This window comes from Colwellia sp. TT2012, assembly GCF_001440345.1.
Classification (GTDB): Bacteria; Pseudomonadota; Gammaproteobacteria; order Enterobacterales; family Alteromonadaceae; genus Colwellia.
In genome coordinates this window covers 256,101-275,941 of the sequence record NZ_LJYX01000006.1, presented here as the reverse complement: position 1 = coordinate 275,941, position 19,841 = coordinate 256,101, and the positions used below count along the sequence as shown (strand labels likewise).

Genomic DNA, 19,841 nt, shown 5'->3' with positions numbered 1-19,841 from the left:
GTTTTAACATGACTATAGGTCTAGTTGGACGTAAAGTGGGTATGACTCGCATCTTCACAGAAGATGGCGTATCAGTTCCTGTAACCGTTCTAGAAGTTGAAGCGAACCGTGTTGCTCAGGTTAAAACTGTAGCTAACGATGGTTATTCAGCGCTACAAGTTACTACTGGCAAGCGTAGAGCAAGCCGTGTAACAAAACCAGCAGCGGGACATTTCGCTAAAGCAGGTATCGAAGCAGGCCGCGGCTTGTGGGAATTCCGTTTAGACGAAAATGAAGGTAGCGACATTAAAGCCGGCAGTGAAATCACTGTTGAGATTTTCAATGACATTAAATTAGTAGACGTAACTGGTACATCGAAAGGTAAAGGTTTCCAAGGCGGTATTAAACGCTGGAACTTTACTATGCAACATGCAACGCATGGTGTTTCGTTAGCACATAGATCTAACGGTTCGTTAGGTCAATGTCAAACACCAGGTCGCGTTTTCAAAGGCAAAAAAATGTCTGGTCATATGGGTGCTGTGCGCGTGACTACACAAAACCTTGAATTGGTTCGCGTTGATACCGAACGTAACTTGCTACTTGTTAAAGGTGCAGTTCCGGGTGCTATCAATGGCAATGTAATCATCAAACCAGCTGTTAAAGCTTAGTCCAGGAGATTTTGTGATGGAATTATCATTAAAAGACGCATCAGGTACTCTTGAAGTATCCGAAGCAACTTTTGGACGTGAGTTTAATGAAGCGTTAGTACACCAAGTAGTAGTTGCTTATGCAGCTGGTGCTCGTCAAGGTACTCGTGCTCAGAAAACTCGCTCAGAAGTTAGTGGCGGTGGTGCAAAACCATGGCGTCAAAAAGGTACAGGCCGTGCACGTGCTGGTACTACTCGTGGTCCAATCTGGCGTTCTGGTGGCGTAACATTCGCTGCTAAACCTCAAGATCATAGCCAAAAAGTTAACCGTAAAATGTATCGTGGTGCAATTAGAAGCATCCTTTCTGAATTAGTTCGTCAAGATCGTTTGATCGTGGTAAATGAATTCACGGTAGAAACGCCTAAAACTAAAGAATTAGTTGCAAAGCTAAAAGGTTTAGAGCTTAAAGACGTATTGATTGTAACGAAAGAAGTTGATGAGAACTTATTCTTATCAGCACGCAACTTGTACAAAGTTGACGTTCGTGACGTTGCAGCAATCGACCCAGTAAGCTTAGTTGGCTTCGAAAAAGTTTTAATCACTGCGGATGCAGTTAAAGAAATTGAGGGGATTTTAGCATGATAAACGAAGAACGTTTGTTGAAAGTGCTTTTAGCACCAAATATTTCTGAAAAAGCAACTACCGCTGCTGAAGCAAACAACACTGTTGTTTTCAAAGTAGCTACAGATGCGACTAAAGCTGAAATCAAAGCGGCAGTAGAGAAACTTTTCGAAGTTTCTGTTGAAGGTGTTCGCACACTTAATGTTAAGGGTAAAGTAAAACGTACTGGATCTCGTTTTGGTCGTCGTAACGACTGGAAAAAAGCCTACGTTACTCTTGCAGAAGGTAGTGACATCGACTTCGTTGGCGCGGAATCATAAGGAGCAGTTAAAATGGCTATAGTAAAATGTAAACCTACTTCTCCGGGTCGTCGTCACCTAGTTAAAGTGGTAAACAAAGAGCTTCATACAGGTAAGCCTTATGCACCATTATTAGACACTAAGTCTAAGAGTGGTGGTCGTAACAATAATGGTCGCATTACGGTTCGTCACATTGGTGGTGGTCATAAGCAACATTATCGTATTATTGACTTTAAACGTAATAAAGATGGCATTCCAGCCAAAATAGAACGTTTAGAATACGATCCAAACCGAAGCGCTAACATCGCATTAGTTTTATATGCAGATGGTGAACGTCGTTACATCTTAGCCCCTAAAGGCTTAAGTGCTGGTGATACTATCCAGTCTGGTGTAGATGCTCCAATCAAAGCTGGTAACACTATGCCGTTGCGTAACCTACCTTTAGGTAGTGTTATTCATGCAATCGAACTTAAACCAGGTAAAGGTGCGCAAATCGCACGTGCTGCTGGTACTTACGCACAATTAGTTGCGAAAGAAGGTGCTTACGTTACTTTACGTCTTCGCTCTGGCGAAATGCGCAAAGTTGAAGCAGATTGTCGTGCTACTTTAGGTGAGATCGGCAACGCTGAACACATGCTTCGCCAACTTGGTAAAGCTGGTGCTGCACGCTGGCGCGGTGTTCGCCCAACTGTTCGTGGTGTTGCCATGAACCCAGTTGATCACCCACACGGTGGTGGTGAAGGTAAAACATCTGGCGGTCGTCACCCGGTATCACCTTGGGGTGTACCAACTAAGGGTTACAAAACTCGTTCGAACAAACGTACTGATAAATTTATCGTACGTCGTCGTACTAAGTAATTTAGTACATTAAATTAATATTCTGATTGCTGGACTTAGCTTGCTGAGTTCAACATGAAGAATTGAATATATAAGGATTCACCATGCCACGTTCCCTCAAGAAAGGTCCATTTATTGACCTACACTTGTTGACGAAGGTAGAGAAAGCGGTGGAAAGCGGGAATAAAAAGCCAATTAAAACTTGGTCCCGTCGTTCAATGATCATTCCTACAATGATCGGATTGACCATCGCTGTCCATAATGGCCGTCAACACGTCCCTGTATTTGTAACCGAAGAAATGATCGGTCACAAATTAGGAGAATTTGCACCAACTCGTACTTTTCGCGGTCATGTCGCTGATAAGAAAGCGAAGAAATAGGGGAAATTAAATGCAAGCAATAGCTATACATAAATTTGCCCGTGGTTCTGCTCAAAAAGCGCGTTTAGTTGCGGATCAAATCCGTGGCGTAAATGTTGAGAAAGCACTTGAAATTTTAACTTACAGCAACAAGAAAGCTGCTGAATTAGTTAAAAAAGTACTTAACTCAGCTATCGCAAATGCCGAGCATAACGAAGGTGCAGATATTGATGAATTATTCGTTAAAATCATATTGGTTGACGATGGTCCAACAATGAAGCGTATTAGACCTCGTGCGAAAGGCCGTGCCGATCGCATCATTAAGCGCACTAGTCACATTACTGTGATTGTGTCTGATTCTTAGGAGATATTAGTATGGGTCAAAAAGTACATCCTATCGGTATACGCCTAGGGATCACGAAACCTTTCGCATCTACTTGGTTTGCTACCAGCAAAGATTTTGCTAGCAACTTAGACGGCGACCACAAGGTTCGCGAATATTTAAAAGAAAAGCTTAAGCGCGCTTCACTATCGAAAGTAGTTATCGAACGTCCAGCTAAATCTATCCGCGTAACAATTCACACGGCTCGTCCAGGTGTTGTTATCGGTAAGAAAGGCGAAGATGTTGAGAAATTACGTTTAGCGATTACTAAAATTGCTGGTGTTCCTGCTCAAATCAACATTGCTGAAGTACGTAAGCCAGAAATGGATGCGCAGCTTGTTGCTGACAGTATCGCTAGTCAATTAGAGCGTCGTGTTATGTTCCGTCGCGCTATGAAGCGTGCCGTTCAAAACGCTATGCGTCTTGGCGCTAAAGGCATCAAAGTTCAAGTTAGTGGTCGTTTAGGCGGCGCTGATATTGCACGTGCAGAATGGTATCGTGAAGGTCGTGTACCTTTACATACTTTACGTGCTGATATCGACTACGCGATTGCGCGTGGCAACACGACTTATGGTGTAATTGGTGTGAAAGTTTGGATCTTTAAAGGTGAAATCATTGGCCCAATGCCATTGCAAGCAGAGCAACCAGCTGCTAAACCTAAAAGAAAAAACAACCGCAAAGCGAAGTAAGAGGAATAAGTAATGTTACAACCAAAACGTACTAAATTCCGTAAGCAATTTAAAATGCGCAACCGTGGTCTTGCACACGTCGGTAGCTCAGTTAGCTTCGGTACTTTCGGTTTAAAATCACTTGAACGTGGTCGTATGACTGCGCGCCAAATTGAAGCCGCTCGTCGTGCCATGACTCGTCATGTTAAACGTCAAGGTAAAATCTGGATACGCGTATTCCCTGATAAGCCAATTACTAAAAAACCTCTTGAGGTTCGTATGGGTAAAGGTAAGGGTTCTGTAGAATATTGGGTTTGCCAAGTTCTTCCTGGTCGTGTTCTTTATGAAATGGAAGGTGTTTCTGAAGAATTAGCACGTGAAGCATTTGCTTTAGCCGCTGCTAAACTTCCGTTCAAAACTACCTTCGTAACTAGGACGGCATTGTAATGAAAGTAAGCGAACTTAAAGCAAAAAGCATTGAAGAGCTTAATGCTGAATTACTAGAACTTCTTCGCGAGCAGTTTAACTACCGCATGCAAGCAAGCACTGGTCAATTAGCACAAACTCATTTGCTAAAAATCGTACGTCGCAATATTGCACGTGTTAAGACTATCATCACTGAAAAGGCAGGTAAGTAATGAGCGAAGTTAGAATCCGCACAGTACAAGGCGTTGTTATCAGTAACAAGATGGATAAGTCTATCGTTGTAATGATCGAACGTCGCGTTAAGCACCCTATGTACGGTAAATACATCACGCGTTCAACTAAGTTGAAAGCTCATGATGAAACTAACGTATGTAACGAAGGTGATATCGTAACGATTACTGAAGTTGCGCCAATTTCTAAGTCTAAAAACTGGAAATTAGTTGACGTAATTACTAAAGCTTAATTAGTATTTATACTTAATTAACTTTAAATAGTTACCAAAAGACCTTAACATTTATTTGTTAAGGTCTTTTTTTATGTGTGAAAGAAAGTAAAAGAAATGGCGATAGTTAGTTGAGCTAATTAGCTATGATGCAATATTCATCGAACAACTTAACAACACCAGCTTAACTGGAAAATATAGCCATTGAAGCCTTCTTTCTATTCAGCTAAGATAATTTTTTAATATCTCACTGAGTAATACCATGAAGTATATAACATTTATAACCTCTGTTTTATGCCTTGCCAGCAGCTCATTAGCTTATGCTGCCACGAATACTGCTAGTACTAATGCTAAGTTAGTGCAAGCTGTCATGCCTGAGTTGATGATGCTATATAAAGATTTACATCAAAGCCCTGAGCTGTCGAGTGTCGAATTTAACACCGCAAAAAAGCTTGCCATAAAAGCCCGTGAGTTAGGCTTTGCCGTCACGGAAAATGTCGGTGGTACCGGTGTTGTTGCCGTATTAAAAAATGGTAAAGGCCCGACGGTATTAATTCGCGCTGATATGGATGCACTGCCGGTAAAAGAGCAAACCGGTTTAGCCTTTGCTTCCCAAGTTATCACTACTACTGAGGAAGGCTTATCAGCCCATGTTATGCATGCCTGTGGCCACGATACCCATATGACTAGCTGGTTGGGTACGGCGAAATTACTCAGTGAAAACAAAGAAAAATGGTCCGGTACTTTAGTGATGATTTTACAGCCTGCTGAAGAGCGTGGCCGTGGTGCAAAGGATATGTTGGCTGACGGTTTATATAAACGTTTTCCCAAACCTGACTATGCTTTAGCCTTTCATAATTCAGCCAGCTTAAAAGCCGGTATTATTGGTTATACCCCAGGTTATACTTTTGCTAATGTCGATAGTGTCAATATCCTTGTTAAAGGCGTTGGTGGTCATGGCGCTTATCCACACACAACTAAAGATCCCATTGTTTTGGGTGCGCGCATTGTTGGCGCTTTACAAACTTTAGTTAGTCGAGAATTAAATCCGCAAGACCCTGCAGTAGTCACCGTCGGAAGTTTTCAATCAGGCACTAAGCACAATATTATTTCTGATCAGGCGTTATTGTTATTAACCGTGCGCAGCTACTCAGATGAAACACGTCAAACCTTGCTTGATGGCATAGCTAGAATAGCTAAAGGCGAAGGTATCGCCATGGGTTTACCGGAAAAATTACTGCCGGTAGTGACGGTGAAAGATGAATTCACCCCAGCGACTTATAATGCACCTGAGTTCACAAAAAAAATGGCCGCGGTATTTACTGCCGAGCTAGGTAAAAATCGCGTTATTGAAGTTCCAGCGGTAATGGCGGGTGAAGATTTTGGCCGTTATTATCGCGCTGATACCAGCATAAAAAGTATGATATTTTGGGTAGGTGGTGTACCGCACGATAAGTGGCAAGCAGCCCAAGAAACTGGCGAAGCTTTACCCTCCTTGCATAGCCCATATTGGGCGCCTGATGCTGAAAAAGTTATTAGCACGGCAACACGAGCGATGAACAGTGCCGTGTTAACTATTTTGGCTAACTAAGTCCAAAGCTAAGCCTAGACTTTCACCCAGTCATTGCCGAGGTGCCTTGTCGGCAATCCATGTTTTAACAGCTATATCCAGGAGAATAAGCTCAGGATAATTGCTCTTGCATTATCTAATAGGGACTCCTGTACCGTCTGCATTCTATTCTATGGAACTTAAACTACTGACTTCACCACCTTAATATTTAAACGTTTGGCAATACGATTTAAATTCGCCCTATCGGTTGATAATCGCCGTGCCGCTGCGGCCCAATTACCCTCTTCTTCTTTAAGCACTCGACTAATCAATTGTCGTTGAAAGTTTTCTGTTTCCACTTTTAACGGCAATTGATTAGTCTGCTTATCTACTGACAATGACAAGCCATTTTCAGCAATAAGATCTATCGGCAGAGCAACTCCACTAGCATTAAGTGCACCACAATCCTCTGGCTCGATTACGATTATTACCTTACCACGCTGACGGGCACGCGCCTTTAGCGTTGCCCGACTAACAACATGCTCTAATTCACGGACGTTACCTGGCCAGTCATATTGTGTTAAATGCGCAATCGCTGGTTCGGTAATTTTTAACTGAGTAATGCCGAGCTTGCGTCGTGTTTGTTCGATAAAATATCCTGCCAACAATTGCACATCGCCAACTCGTTCATAAAGACTTGGTACCCTAATGGGGTAGACACTTAACCTATGATACAAGTCGGCACGAAAACGCCCTTGCGCCACTTCTTCTTTTAAGTCTCTATTGGTGGCAGCAATAATACGAACATTCACTTCTTCAACATGGTCTTGGCCGACGGGCTGAATTTCATTACTTTGTATCGCTCTTAATATCTTGCTCTGAGCGGCTAGGGGCAACTCGCCAATTTCATCTAAAAATAAAGTGCCACCGTCAGCGAGTAAAAATTTACCGGCACGGTTTCTATCAGCGCCAGTAAAAGCGCCTTTTACATGACCAAATAGCTCACTTTCAATCAAGTTCTCCGGTAAGGCAGCGCAATTTACATAAACCATTGGGCCATGTCGACGGTGTGATTTTTGGTGTAAGGTGCGGGCAACTAACTCTTTACCTACGCCAGTATCGCCATAGATTAAGATATTAAAATCAGAGCTGGCGACTATGTCTACTTCCTGTTTGAGCTGAGCCATGACGGGACTATCACCAATGAGTTCCCCACCATCTCGTTTCCACGCTCCTTCGGTTAACTCTGCGACCACACGTTGTGAATGATCAGCTCTACTTTCAAGTTGCTCTAGTAGCAATGCGGTATGAAGCGTTGCTGCTGCCATGGCCGATATAACCTCAAGGGTACGCACTTCAATATCTTCAAAGTCATGTGGCGTCAAGCTATCTATGGTTAATAAACCCAACAACTTATCATCATAATACAAGGGCAAGCCCATGCATGAATGTACCGGTAAATCACCAGCACGGTCTATCAATAGGCCATCATAGGGATCGGGTAACGGTGAGTCAGCGGCAAAACGAATGGGCGATTTTGACTGACAAATAGCGAGAAATCTTGGGTGCTCAGCAATATGAAAACGTCGCCCTAAGGTGTCTCGACTTAAGCCTTGTAGCGCGATGGGTTTCAGTACATCGCCATGATAGGAGAGTAATGCCACCGCATCACAAGTAATCGTCTTTCTTACCGTATCTAATAACCGATCAAACCTATCTTTGCTATTTAAGCTAGTCGCAAGATTCAGTGCTAGCTCAATAATTGCCGTGGATGATATTTGTTTCATGGTTCGTCCTGGTAATACGCTTAACTAATATAGCCCAGCGCCAAATAGCCCTACGCATAAGATAAAATAACACGAAAGTGTCATATTGACCACAATAATACTGAGTCATTAAGACTACACTAAACATATAAAAAATATAACCATATGAATTTTAACAGTAAAAATAGTTGGCACTTGCTTTGCTATATAGAAGGTAAATAAATCAGTCAGAACAGAGACCAGCATGTATTCGCAATTTTTTATCGCTCGTCAACTACCTAACATTAGTCACGCTTTAAGCTTGCAAAAATGTTTACTTATTGGCAATTACCTAATGCTGACCTCTTTTTTAGTGGTAACTGGCTGCATATTTATCACCTTCGGCTATGACGAAAACTTTACCATGGCAACGCAAATATCGGCACATATTGCCACTATTGTTTTCGCTGCTTTACTCAAAATTGGTTATGTTTTGCGTTGTGTTGCTTTACATGGTTTTGGCCAAAGGAATTTCTAACATGCTACAGATTCAAGATCCAGAGATAGCTCAACTAACTTATGATCAACAAGGTGCTAGCCCACTCAACTATTTAAAACAACATCCGGTCTTAGACTTACCTTTTAGAAGCTTCTTTTTACTCGCGGTTGCTTGTTCGATGTTCGCGCTTGGCATATGGCTAGCCTATTTAAATGGCTATTTCACGTTTACCGGTAATGGCATTACTCCGCTGACTTGGCATATTCATGAAATGATTTTTGGTTTTGGCGCCACCGTAGCCGTTGGTTTTATTCTCACTGCCGCACAAACTTGGACCGGCCAGCCCAGCATAAAAGGTTTGCCGATATTGGCCTTTATTGCCTTATGGTTGCTGGTACGAGTAGCCTTAGTCATTAACTTACCTAGCACCATTATCATCGCCATAGTATTACAAAGCTTTTGGTGGCTGGGGGCAATATTTGTCTTTACTGGTTTAGTCGTGAAAAGTAGCAACCGCCGCAATTACCTATTTATTCCGCTGCTAGCAGTGTTAATGCTACTCAATATTGCGCTATTGCTGTTGGACTTTTACGGAGAACACCAGTTAACCCGTCATATTGCTAGCACCAGTGTTTTAATGTTTTGCTTGTTGATGGGGATTTTAGCAGGCCGAGTTATTCCCTTCTTTACTGTCTCTGGCGCTAAGCTAGAGGCTATCAAAGTACCAAGTTGGCTGACACCATTACTCACTATCACTGCAATTTTAGCTGTACTGGTATTTTTTAGTTCGGCATTTATTGATTTGCCCTTTAGTCCGGCTGGCTTAATGATAACGGCCGGACTACTGCACCTTATTAGACAATGTTACTGGCGTAGCTTTGCCACCAGAAATATCGCTTTATTGTGGTCCTTACACTTATCCTATTTTTCGCTTGGCTTAGGGCTGATATTAATGGGCATGAGCTATCTGCCTACAGGTGCTACTGGCTTTATTCAGCTGACAATACCCTTTGGCGATGCGCTACATATGATCACCATAGCGGCAATGGGCTTAATGATCTTTGCCATGATGAGCCGAGTATCTCTTGGCCACACCGGCAGAACATTAACACCGAGTAAGTTAGTCTCTTGGATATTTTTTCTTATTATGATTTCAGCACTGGCGCGAGTGATTCTGCCATCACTGTCATTTTTACCAATATTAATGAATCAAACACTAGTTGCTTGGAATATTAGTGCCTTAGCCTGGCTAATCGCCGGGGTTTTATTCTTAAAGGTTTATCTGCCTATTTTGACCACTAAAAAAATTGACAAGCACTTTAACCGCTAGAAATATCAACACAAAACATTACTAAGCAACGCCAAGAAAAACCAAAGAAAAAGCAAAAAAAAACATTAAAAACATCCTAGGTCATTTTTCCTAGGACTCATTTTTCATTTCAGTTTACCTTAGGAGTAATTATGTTAACTGATAAACATATCGACATTATAAAAAGTACCGTTCCCCTGCTAGAGAATGCTGGCCCCGCTTTAACGGAGCACTTCTATCAACGACTCTTTACCCATAACCCTGAGCTGAAAGATATCTTCAATATGGCCAATCAACGCTCAGGTAGGCAGCAAGTGGCTTTGTTTGAAGCCATAGCCGCCTATGCTAAAAACATCGACAATTTAGCGGCGTTAACCACGGCGATAGAGCGAATTGCCCAAAAGCATACCAGCTTTAATATTAAAGCACCGCACTACGCCATTGTTGGCCACCATCTGATTGAGACACTGCGTGAGTTAGCCGCCGAAGATTTTACTGCTGATGTTGAAGAAGCGTGGACAGCAGCCTATCAATTTTTAGCGCAAATTTTTATTGATAGAGAAGCGGAGTTATACCAAGCGCGCGCCGAAACATTAGGCGGTTGGCGCGACGCTAGAGCATTCACTGTCATAGAAAAGAAAGTTGAATCGGAATTAGTCACCAGCTTTATTTTTGCTCCTCTAGATAAAAAGTCAGTCATTGGCTATCAACCAGGCCAGTACTTAGGTATAGAACTGACTGATGAAAACTGGCAGTTTAAAGAAATACGTCAATATTCTTTATCTGATAAAGCTAATCATAAGACTTATCGAATTTCAGTAAAGCGAGAAACTACTGAAGTTGCCGGCACAATTGCCACTGGCATAGTCTCTAATTATTTACATGACCAAATACATATTGGTGATGAAATTAATTTGTACGCACCCGCAGGAGATTTTTTCTTTACTGACCGCCAAAAACCTGTGGTGCTACTCTCTGCGGGAGTAGGTATAACCCCCATGCAAGCCATGCTAGAGACACTAGCCCAGCAAGGTTATAACGAGTCAGTGCATTATTTACATGCCTGTGAAAATAGCGAGCAACATTCTTTCGCAGCCAGAACTACCAAGCTTATTGAAGAAAATAACTGGCAGCAAAACATTTGGTATCGTAATGAAGTGGTAGCACAAGCGCATATTCATCACGGCATGATGGATTTATCGCAGCTAGACTTACCCGTTGAACAAGGCAATTTTTACCTTTGCGGCCCGATTGCTTTTATGCAATTTGCCAAGCAACAATTACTAAATCTAGGAGTAGTGGCGACAAATATTCATTATGAAATATTTGGTCCACATGCTGACTTGTAGCAACAGTTAAACCCTCAACTTTTACCATATAAGGCACTGAAAAATTAATGCCAGTCAGTGATGAGCTGACTGGCATTATTGTTAAAGTATAGACTGATGCCATGCCTCTATAGTGGTAACAGTGAGCCTTAACTCGTAATCAAATGACCAGCTAAAAACAGGTCACTGCTAAGGACTTCTTGGTGCGCAACAATGTCATTAACTTAAGGGTTTAACACATACGTTTATAATTCATTGGATACTTATTTGTCTTGTTTCTACGGTCTTGGCGAACAAACTTACGATTGGGTCGAATAACACTTAAACTCTTTGATATTTTACTTATCAGTAATTCATATAGCTCAAGATCAGCTAGCTTCATTGTGAAGCGAACAATATTATCTTTGAGCTGATTTATCGCAAAGGTGAAGTTGATTTTATAATCATATAGCCTATTCTTTTTAGGCTGCTTTATTTTCCGTTTTGCATCATGGATTGCAGAAGCAGTAAGGTTTTTAGTCAACAGCTTAGCGTGTAAGTCTTGTAAAATACCTTCAACAGAAACACTAGAATAATTCTCAATATTGAGGCGACTTTTTAATACTTTGTAATCTTCTTCAACTCCCCAGCGTTGGTGATATAGATTAGCGAAAATAGAAGTAGGATAAGCTTTCAAGTCTGTTAATGATGAAACCAAAACCTCTGGTTCACCTAATGGCAAGTCAACTCGCACTAATCTTAACCGTAGTGATTCGGTCGATATTTTATCTTTTCTACATCATTGAAGAGACTTCTCAGTACCAGGAAAATCAACGATATCACTATATTTACCACTTTCTAAAAAGGCTTTAACAACATTAGAGCTTTTAACAATACGCATGCAAAAATCAACATTTTTTAGCAGATGGTATTTATAAAACCAAACGGCAGGGTAACCTCTGTCATAAACAACTAAGTCACCTGTTTGGGTTTTATTTAAATGCTTTAGCGCCATTTCACGCTCTCCTGTTGAATGGCTTTCACCCTGTAAATCTAGGGTAATATTATTCTTAACATCATAAAGTTGAGAAAGACGAACGGCAGGCATAGCAGCATGTGAACGAGCTTTACCAAAATGCTTAAGTAGTTCGTCCGATATAGGTAATTGTGTGACTGAGCCATCAACAGCTAACAGTCTATGGCCTTGCCATTTATCAATGGTTGCAACTTCATAGAACGCTCGAACTAAATCATCGTTTAGCTCAATAAATGCTTGATGAGAGAGTTTCATTCTGGCTTTACAAAAAGCAGCGGTGCTAACTGACTTTGTTGACAAGTAGCTATCATCAATAACATTAAAAAACCGAACGAGTTCAGCCTGAATTGAACCATTGAGCGCATTCAACATAAAACTCATTAAACGAGGGAAAGTAAGGGTGCGATTTCGGGTGAAATCGGTAGGTTTTTTACGGTGATTTTCTAAAAACTCAGTTGAATGAATTTTATTGGTTAATTTTTGTACTATTTGAATTAAATACTGAACAGCTCATTGGTTAATTCTCACTATTTTTAATTCATAGGCAGGTTAGCAACTAGCTAAACCATTGTAAATGCATAATTTACCCTTAAGTTAATGACATTGATCTGCGCATAGATGTCGGTATTAATTATGTGTGGCACTAGGCGGTAATGATTTACAACTGAGATTAAATGTTGAAAATATATTTGATGTCGATTATTTCGGTGGCGGTGAAAACGGTGAAGTGAATATTGGCAAACCCAGAACCATTAAGTTTGGTCTGAGCTATCAATTATAATCGTTATAGTTGAACCATTGATAATTCGATATTTTAGCAAATCAAAGCTTAGCTAGCTGCTCAGGGTGAAAGTAAAGAAATTCCTTTACCCTTTAAGCTTTTAGTACATAGAAGCTGCTTGTGATTTGGCTTATCTTGTGCATTTTGACGTGGAAATGCGCTTGATGTTGTCTGCATGGATGCAAATAATGGCGGTGCACAGCACACGGAATTTTTAGTAGCTTGGCGTAAACTTAAGCCATAACGAAAAGACTATGGGCGGCAAGTACTGCCCTGATCTTGAAGCCTCGCAAACTATTGAAACTCTGCAAATTTTTCAAACCCTTCAAACGATAGCAACTCGGCAAACTCGGTAACATGCATTTTTCAAGGCTAGCATTGTACAAACCAGCATGTGCGGATAACGTCTCTGCTAAGCAAAGTGCCAGCTAAGTAAATTAGCTCGGTTGTGCTTATAAAGGCATATGCCTTGCTGGGAAGATGTGTAAATACAACTGACACTATAAGCGCTTGCTCTCGGTTAAAGTGTCGGTTTTTTTTACACTTTAGTTGGCCAGTAATTACCTAGCTTATCAAGGTCACTGATTATAATCAGCTTTTAAAATTGGCGCTAAATATGCAGCTTTTTTCCTGCAGATTTTATTATCTTTAATTTATAATTGGAGAATTAAGATGGATTCAAGCAAAAATTTTTTAAAAATACTACTGGTGGGTCTAGCACTAACCATGCCTTATGCCTATGCCACCGACGACTATGCCGCTGCGATTGCCGGCTCAGCTGGCACAGTCGGTGATGTAACAAATGCACTTGGTGAGCCAGATGATACGAATGCCGGCTATGTCAATCTTCCACTGGATAGTTGGGTGACGGTAAATTTTGATCACTATTGTTTTGAAACGGGTGACGGGCCTGCCGATATAACGGTGTACGAATATTTGGGTACTGAGCCTTTTACCGTTGCAGTCGGCATGCAGGGAGGGTCTTTATCTGACCCTGTTGCTGGTTACGGTAATAATGGTGAAATGGTTGACTTAAGTGCTGTTGCGTCGGGAGCGATATTTAATCAGGCTATGATCATTAGTACCTCTAACGGTGGAGTAGTACCAGGCCTTGAACTTGATGCGGTGGAGTGCCTATCCTCTTTTGTTGCCTCAGATATCACCGGAGATATCAGCAAAATGTTTGTTTATAACCCACTGGATGGCAATGATAATACTGAGATGAAAAATATCTATATCAGAGAAAAAGATGATGACACCCTTCAACACAAAGCCTTCTCTATCACCATTGCAAATAATTCAGGTCTGGGGGATGCGTGGGCTGGTTTGATTTTTACCGATGCAGTACCGGCAGAATTTGATTTAGATGCTGCTGCGGAAGCCTTTATGGATGGTGTTACTGATAATGATAATGATGGTGATTTTGATGACGAAGAAGACTGTGATGATGGGGCAAAATGCAATGGCATTGTTATTGTTGTCACTGACGACACTGTCAGTGGCGACGTTCCCACTTGCGATGTAGAAGCAAGTCGAACTAACGGCGCGATGAAAGGTAAAAATGCTGGTAAAAAACTAGAGCCTGAATTATTGAATATCACTACTACGCTAGCTGCTGATGATTCATGTACCATAACAGTTTATGTCGTAACCGATAAGGCGGATCATAAAAAAAGTGCCACGCCGACTTCTTGCGATGTAGAGTTAAACAGTGGTGTCAAAGTATTTGATGGTTTAATGAACTTTCTATTTTTAGATGATGATCAGTTGATTTTCAGTGATGGATCAGGTGACAATGGTTGGTGTGGTGATGAGCCCGATGACGATGACGATGACGGCGGCGGTCTCGTAGTAAGGTGATGGCCGATGATAAATTGATAGCTAATCGTGCAGCAGAGGCTTATGGCCTAGCGCAGCTAAACTAAGCTTAGCATCTTTAATAAAGCCTTACTTATGTAAGGCTTTTTTGTGTAAGGATTTATTGTACAGGCAGTCATAAAGGCAAGTTACTTATAATAATTCAAACATTTCTCTACTTCATTTTTAGAGCCCATGATCACTTCGACACGCTGGTGAATGCTATCGGGTTCAATGTCCATAATACGGCCTTCACTGGTCATTGCTAAACCGCCCGCTTGTTCAATTAAGAAGGACATAGGGTTGGCTTCATACATCAAGCGTAATTTGTAAGGTTGCTCGGCTTTTCTGCTGTCGGCAGGGTAAGTGAAAATGCCACCGCGAGATAAAACACGCCCATTTATTAATTAACCTGAGCTGCGGATAAGCGAATTCTCTCAATAACGCTATTTAAGTGCCTATCAGTGTTGTTTTTACTTACAATAGTTAGCTATTGACTAAAAACCTTGCTGCTTCTGCAATCCATGATGCAAAACGAAAAATAAAGAAGCCTACAAAGCATAGGCTCTATGATTATAAGATCAACTTCACTTTTGCGACAAATCTGCTCAAAGATAATATTGTTCGCTTCACCATGAAACTAGCTGATCATGAGCTATATGAATTATTGATAAGTAAAATATCAAAGAGTTTAAGTGTTATTCGACCTAATCGTAAGTTTGTTCGACAAGACCGTAGAAACAAGACAAATAAGTACCCAATGAATTATAAACGTATGTATTAAATCCTTAAGTTAATGACATTGTGGTGCGCAAAGCAGAAGTAGCTCTTTGATAGTGTCAACTTTTTTTACAGTCTGCTTTAGACTAGTAAGCAGACTCATTAGTTTAGAAGCAATATTGAGATCTGTTTGGCATAAATGGTTCTCAAGAAAGTTGTACAGTTTACGTAAGCGTTTAAAAATATTAAGGCATACTTAAATTTTAGGGGTGTACATTCAACTACCAACAAATTAGCGGTATTGTTACGCAGAAAATACAATAGTTGCTTATGACTAATCCGTCAACTGGTCGTTTAAAGTAATCGTTAGCAGCGGATTTTTTTAGTTATCCACACCTGATATAAAAGAGCCGCGGCAAAGAAGTTCCCTGCGGCTCTGTTGTTAACCTGCTTTAGCCGACAGATTATCTCTGGCTATAAAAAAATACACCCAGGTATCGGATTCTCGTCGCATGGATCCTCGCTATCATTCGGATCTGTACCATTATTGACTTCTTCACCATCTGACAGGCCGTCATCATCGGTGTCAGGATTCAATGGGTCTGTCTCTAACACCCTTTCCTCAGCGTCTGTCAGGCCATCTCCATCAGTATCACATCCGATGGGTTGTAACTGCAAAGAACGGAACATAGCAAAGCCACCGGTTCCGTTTCTGTTTCCGCCAGTGAGGTGCAAGAAAGTAGTATCAGGGAAAACGCGGCTGCCAGTAGTCAGTGGGATATACTCAACAAAAGGTAAACCAGCGCCATTGGCTATAATGCCGACTAATTTGTCTAACTCATCTACGGATCCATCATTATTAGTATCTCCTGCTAATTCAGCCATACCATCGCCATCGATATCATAGCGGGTATGCATGCGTAGTGGCGTGCAGCTGGTGGGTAGGAACAAGTCATAACCAGTCTCGTCTTCATCCTCATAGAATCCCTCCTGAGCACCATCGGTAATGGCATAGATGGTTACGTCACAGCCAATTCCAGTTTCCAATACAGAGATAACGACCAGTTCATCCTGATGGGCGGGTATATTGCCACTATTACCGCTATTACCGCTAATTAGTTTAACGGCACTATCGGGACGTGAGGTATAAACTTTGCAAATCGCGCTATTAGAGCTTGTTACGGCGTCGCACACAAATCCAGCATCATCAGGACAACCTGTAATCGATGGTGTCGCAGCGTCTTCGGCGCCCGGTGAGAGATTAAAAGTAGAAGTCAGTTGCTCTAAAATTTTTGTACCCATTTTATATCCAGACGGAATCATAAGGGAGTATTTATAACACTGAGGCATAGTTGAGCCGACCATAATAGTTCCGTCTACTGTTGCGACAACAGTGCCTGTCTCGCAGGCAACTGGCGAGTCTCCAAACACGGTAATGGCCACATTTTTGTTTTTTCCTTTACCCGCAGGAGGTGCGGAAAAAAAAGAATTTGCAATCAAGCTAATGACAACTGCAAATATAGAAAACATAGTGAATTTTTTCATATTAAATCGCCAGTTTAGAGTTAAATATCATTAAACAGGCACTTACGGATTTTCAATATACTTTTTACCATTAAACATTAAGCATTAAGCATTAATGTTTAATGTTATCACCGTGCAACCTGTTATTTCATACTCGCTGCTAATGTCTTTGGTTAAATAACTTTCTATGTTAATTAAGTACAAATATGAATAGATTCACCATACCAAGCAATGTAAAGAAAAATAAAATAGCAGCTAAATTTTATTCATAATTTCAGGCATAATTTGTGCAATAATCATATTCACAAGAATTTTCATGTTGTTAACTTAGCAAGCAATAATTGACAGATGATGTAAAGTTAAAAGTGTAAAATTATTCGATAGTTTAATTTTAAGCTTAATCATATATTTCATATGACCATTATTTACGGCATGGTTACTCTTCTTTCTAGCTAGAGCGTAGCGAAGCAAGCGAAATACTGTTTTCTCCGCACTTTGCTGAGCAAAAAATTTCACCTGTGAGTTTAGAGATGGAATGTAATACAATAATCCCCTTACTTAAGCAAAATACACTGTAAAAAAAACTGACACTATCAAATAATTACTGCCGCTTAACGCCCAAGGCAAGCTTTAATATTGCTGAGTCAGCCGAAAACATGATGATTAAAAATAAAGCTAAAAGATGAAAAATCCCTAGCGACTTTCGTCGGATAGGGCTTTATAGGTTATTGCTTAGCTATTTATTCGTCGCTTTTTAAGTACCTAAAGAATGTCAGCTATGTGGTAAAAGTTGACTCTCAGATTCCACTAGACAGTTTGTAGTTCAGAAAGTGTTTTTCAAAAACCACAGGTGACTCATATTATGTGGATGAAAGAAAATTCACAAAAGTATGGCAAGTTCCATCAGACTAAACAACATAGGCTAGCATTGACTTATAGACTGTTTTCTTTCCTAAACTCGCCCAATAGATTGTATTACTCTATTGGCAACTTATGGAACAGTTAATGCCTAGTTAACAGGCAAAAACGGGCATGGCTTTAGTCGGAAATGTCCGAGTAAACCACTGAATTTGCATGGTAATTAAACAAATAACTCTAAATAAGGTAGAACAAAGTAAGTGGCAACAGAGCAAATGTTATTTATTGATATCTAGTTCGAGTTAATTTAAATTTATCAATGGGATGTCACTGTCATAAAATGAAAACAGTGGCTATCCACAATAAATTTCAACAATAACTGTTTTTTATTTGATTAGTGTCTGGCTATTTACAATGACTAGGGTGTATGCAGCGGCCAATTGTAGGCTATTATTTTACTTATTAAGTTTCTTTTTAACTGAATAATAGGTGATAAATATGAGTTTAAATACTGTGCCCGCAGGGAGGCAGTTGCCTGATGATATTAATGTCATTATTGAAATATCCGCTAATGCCTTACCAATAAAATATGAAGTAGACAAAGATACTGGCGTATTGTTTGTCGACCGGTTTATGTCGGCACCTATGTATAACCCTTGTAACTATGGTTATATAAATCATACCCTGTCACTCGATGGCGACCCTCTTGATGTTTTAGTGCCTACGCCCTTCCCTTTACAGCCAGGTTGTGTGATTCGTTGTCGCCCGGTAGCGGTATTAAAAATGACGGATGAATCGGGTGAAGATGCCAAGATAATTGCTGTGCCCCATAATACCCTTAGTAGTGAATACGAAAATATAGGCGATGTTGGCGACTTACCTAAACTATTAACGGCACAAATCACTTTGTTTTTCGAATGTTATAAAGATCTTGAAGAAAACAAATGGGTAAAAATAGAAGGCTGGCAAGGCATTGAACATGCCCGTAAAGAAATACTCACGAGTTATGACAGAGCATTAGCTAAATAAAGCGCTATAAAACCTTGGTGAAATTTAGCCATAACCATCCATGGAACTAGTCAGCCTCAGAAATGATCAACTCGCCAGTGACTTCAAGCAGCTAGTGGCTTAAAGCAGCTAGTGACTTAAGGCAATAATAGCGTTCTCTAAAATATCCTTATCAAAAGTGTAGTTTTTATGATGATATAAAATTTCAACTTGATTGTTTTTTAACACATCGGTTATATCAAATTCATCACCAAAAGCTATTTTCACATTGTCATCACGTAAATGAATATTGGTCTTAGACAAATAATGGCCAATCTCTATTTTATTTCGGTCATATTTCATAGAGCCCCCCATTTAATAATAGTCGCTTAAGTGAAAAAACAATAATAAGAGTGTATATTTTCACTAAGATCAGGGCAGGAAAAAAAGTCCATAATACACTAAGCTTGTATATGAAACACGATACATTAAGGGCACTCATAATGAAAATGAAAGACATTCACAGTGAAATTCAAACGGGTATTATCAATTACCTTTCAGCCCACCCTAATGCTTCAGCATCGGTTCAAGGGATTTGTAATCAATGGCTTAGCAATGAAAAATATCTCCACAATATTGCCCAAGTACAAACGGCTGTAGATGGCTTGCTTAATCGAGGCGAAATGCATAAACGTTCAGACTCAGAGGTTTACACCCTGTAGAGTTTATCTCTATATTGGCAAAGTGAAGAGGCTATCCTAATGGCTGACCATAACTAAACTTTACTCTATTGCCATCAGGATCTAACACACCGCAGAAATATACAGCCGAAAGGATTTAACGCTTTGCTTAACAAAATGAAGCAAGCCTATCCTAATGGCTGACCATAACTAAACTCTACTCGATTACCATCAGGATCTAACACTCCACAATAATATACTACCGAAAGGATTTAACGCTCTGCTTAACAAAATGAAGCAAGGCTATTCTAATGGCTGACCATAACTA

23 protein-coding genes and 1 pseudogene are annotated in these 19,841 nt (G+C 40.5%); 18 read left to right on the top strand and 6 right to left on the bottom strand.

Annotation, left to right across the window (positions count from 1 at the left end):
- Positions 1-8 precede the first annotated feature (8 nt).
- The 11 genes from rplC (at position 9) to ASU03_RS02910 (ending at position 6,252) form a co-directional block, all read left to right on the top strand.
- Positions 9-647 (top strand): 50S ribosomal protein L3, encoded by a 639-nt coding sequence (gene rplC, locus ASU03_RS02960; protein ID WP_057830400.1) that lies wholly within the window; start codon positions 9-11, stop codon positions 645-647.
- A 16-nt stretch (positions 648-663) separates the two neighbouring features.
- The gene (rplD, locus tag ASU03_RS02955; protein WP_057830399.1) at positions 664-1,269 is read left to right on the top strand and encodes a 50S ribosomal protein L4; all 606 of its coding nucleotides are present in this window, start codon (positions 664-666) and stop codon (positions 1,267-1,269) included.
- A complete protein-coding gene (gene rplW / locus ASU03_RS02950; protein WP_057830398.1) occupies positions 1,266-1,568 on the top strand; it encodes a 50S ribosomal protein L23 in 303 nt (100 codons plus the stop codon). The genes rplD and rplW overlap by 4 nt, the downstream gene beginning before the upstream one ends.
- 12 nt (positions 1,569-1,580) lie before the next feature.
- On the top strand, positions 1,581-2,405 hold the full coding sequence (rplB, locus tag ASU03_RS02945; protein ID WP_057830397.1) for a 50S ribosomal protein L2: 825 nt from the start codon (positions 1,581-1,583) through the stop codon (positions 2,403-2,405).
- 83 nt (positions 2,406-2,488) lie between these two features.
- Positions 2,489-2,764, top strand: coding sequence for a 30S ribosomal protein S19 (gene rpsS, locus ASU03_RS02940; RefSeq protein ID WP_057179757.1), 276 nt, complete (start codon positions 2,489-2,491; stop codon positions 2,762-2,764).
- A 10-nt stretch (positions 2,765-2,774) separates the two neighbouring features.
- Positions 2,775-3,107: a 50S ribosomal protein L22 gene (rplV, locus tag ASU03_RS02935; protein ID WP_057179756.1), complete on the top strand. Its 333-nt coding sequence runs from the start codon at positions 2,775-2,777 to the stop codon at positions 3,105-3,107.
- A gap of 11 nt (positions 3,108-3,118) precedes the next feature.
- Positions 3,119-3,814, top strand: a complete 696-nt coding sequence (gene rpsC / locus ASU03_RS02930; protein WP_057830396.1) for a 30S ribosomal protein S3 — start codon at positions 3,119-3,121, stop codon at positions 3,812-3,814.
- 12 nt (positions 3,815-3,826) lie between these two features.
- Complete coding sequence (gene rplP, locus ASU03_RS02925; RefSeq protein WP_057179754.1) at positions 3,827-4,240, top strand: 50S ribosomal protein L16; 414 nt, start codon at positions 3,827-3,829, stop codon at positions 4,238-4,240.
- Positions 4,240-4,431: a 50S ribosomal protein L29 gene (rpmC, locus tag ASU03_RS02920; protein WP_019026504.1), complete on the top strand. Its 192-nt coding sequence runs from the start codon at positions 4,240-4,242 to the stop codon at positions 4,429-4,431. The genes rplP and rpmC overlap by 1 nt, the downstream gene beginning before the upstream one ends.
- Positions 4,431-4,682, top strand: coding sequence for a 30S ribosomal protein S17 (rpsQ, locus tag ASU03_RS02915; RefSeq protein ID WP_057830395.1), 252 nt, complete (start codon positions 4,431-4,433; stop codon positions 4,680-4,682). The genes rpmC and rpsQ overlap by 1 nt, the downstream gene beginning before the upstream one ends.
- 241 nt (positions 4,683-4,923) lie before the next feature.
- Positions 4,924-6,252, top strand: a complete 1,329-nt coding sequence (locus tag ASU03_RS02910; RefSeq protein ID WP_057830394.1) for an amidohydrolase — start codon at positions 4,924-4,926, stop codon at positions 6,250-6,252.
- A 158-nt stretch (positions 6,253-6,410) separates the two neighbouring features.
- Here ASU03_RS02910 and norR read toward each other — a convergent pair whose 3' ends face one another.
- Complete coding sequence (norR, locus tag ASU03_RS02905; protein WP_057830393.1) at positions 6,411-7,997, bottom strand: nitric oxide reductase transcriptional regulator NorR; 1,587 nt, start codon at positions 7,995-7,997, stop codon at positions 6,411-6,413.
- A gap of 223 nt (positions 7,998-8,220) precedes the next feature.
- Between norR and ASU03_RS02900 the strand changes: the two genes are divergently transcribed.
- The 3 genes from ASU03_RS02900 to hmpA all read left to right on the top strand — a co-directional run bounded on the left by ASU03_RS02900 (position 8,221) and on the right by hmpA (position 11,112).
- Positions 8,221-8,493 carry a hypothetical protein gene (locus ASU03_RS02900; protein ID WP_057830392.1) on the top strand — a complete coding sequence of 91 codons (273 nt, stop codon included), beginning with the start codon at positions 8,221-8,223 and terminating at the stop codon, positions 8,491-8,493.
- A gap of 1 nt (position 8,494) precedes the next feature.
- The gene (locus ASU03_RS02895) at positions 8,495-9,784 is read left to right on the top strand and encodes an NnrS family protein (protein ID WP_057830391.1); all 1,290 of its coding nucleotides are present in this window, start codon (positions 8,495-8,497) and stop codon (positions 9,782-9,784) included.
- An 83-nt stretch (positions 9,785-9,867) separates the two neighbouring features.
- Entirely contained in the window at positions 9,868-11,112 is a 1,245-nt protein-coding gene (hmpA, locus tag ASU03_RS02890; protein WP_331456659.1) for an NO-inducible flavohemoprotein, read from the top strand.
- Between the two features lie 211 nt (positions 11,113-11,323).
- On the opposite strand, the gene ASU03_RS21370 is transcribed toward hmpA, so the two are convergent.
- Together ASU03_RS21370 and ASU03_RS02885 are read right to left on the bottom strand one after the other, a co-directional pair.
- Entirely contained in the window at positions 11,324-11,812 is a 489-nt protein-coding gene (locus ASU03_RS21370; RefSeq protein WP_231731471.1) for a transposase, read from the bottom strand.
- Between the two features lie 57 nt (positions 11,813-11,869).
- A complete protein-coding gene (locus ASU03_RS02885) occupies positions 11,870-12,478 on the bottom strand; it encodes a hypothetical protein (RefSeq protein ID WP_231731470.1) in 609 nt (202 codons plus the stop codon).
- A 265-nt stretch (positions 12,479-12,743) separates the two neighbouring features.
- On the opposite strand from ASU03_RS02885, the gene ASU03_RS20570 reads away from it, so the two are divergent.
- Together ASU03_RS20570 and ASU03_RS02880 are read left to right on the top strand one after the other, a co-directional pair.
- A complete protein-coding gene (locus ASU03_RS20570) occupies positions 12,744-12,887 on the top strand; it encodes a hypothetical protein (RefSeq protein WP_197411182.1) in 144 nt (47 codons plus the stop codon).
- 672 nt (positions 12,888-13,559) lie between these two features.
- A complete protein-coding gene (locus ASU03_RS02880) occupies positions 13,560-14,747 on the top strand; it encodes a hypothetical protein (protein ID WP_057830389.1) in 1,188 nt (395 codons plus the stop codon).
- A gap of 146 nt (positions 14,748-14,893) precedes the next feature.
- Here the strand turns inward: ASU03_RS02880 and ASU03_RS19705 are convergent.
- Both ASU03_RS19705 and ASU03_RS21030 read right to left on the bottom strand, forming a co-directional pair.
- Positions 14,894-15,139, bottom strand: a pseudogene (locus tag ASU03_RS19705) (class 1 fructose-bisphosphatase); the annotation flags it as partial.
- A gap of 799 nt (positions 15,140-15,938) precedes the next feature.
- Positions 15,939-17,009 carry a thrombospondin type 3 repeat-containing protein gene (locus ASU03_RS21030; RefSeq protein WP_057830387.1) on the bottom strand — a complete coding sequence of 357 codons (1,071 nt, stop codon included), beginning with the start codon at positions 17,007-17,009 and terminating at the stop codon, positions 15,939-15,941.
- A 1,335-nt stretch (positions 17,010-18,344) separates the two neighbouring features.
- On the opposite strand from ASU03_RS21030, the gene ppa reads away from it, so the two are divergent.
- Positions 18,345-18,875 (top strand): inorganic diphosphatase, encoded by a 531-nt coding sequence (gene ppa / locus ASU03_RS02865; protein ID WP_057830386.1) that lies wholly within the window; start codon positions 18,345-18,347, stop codon positions 18,873-18,875.
- Positions 18,876-18,983: 108 nt separating this feature from the next.
- Here the strand turns inward: ppa and ASU03_RS02860 are convergent, their stop codons facing one another.
- A complete protein-coding gene (locus ASU03_RS02860) occupies positions 18,984-19,196 on the bottom strand; it encodes a hypothetical protein (RefSeq protein WP_057179745.1) in 213 nt (70 codons plus the stop codon).
- Positions 19,197-19,336: 140 nt separating this feature from the next.
- On the opposite strand from ASU03_RS02860, the gene ASU03_RS02855 reads away from it, so the two are divergent.
- Positions 19,337-19,555 (top strand): hypothetical protein, encoded by a 219-nt coding sequence (locus ASU03_RS02855; RefSeq protein WP_057179744.1) that lies wholly within the window; start codon positions 19,337-19,339, stop codon positions 19,553-19,555.
- The last annotated feature ends 286 nt before the right edge of the window (positions 19,556-19,841 follow it).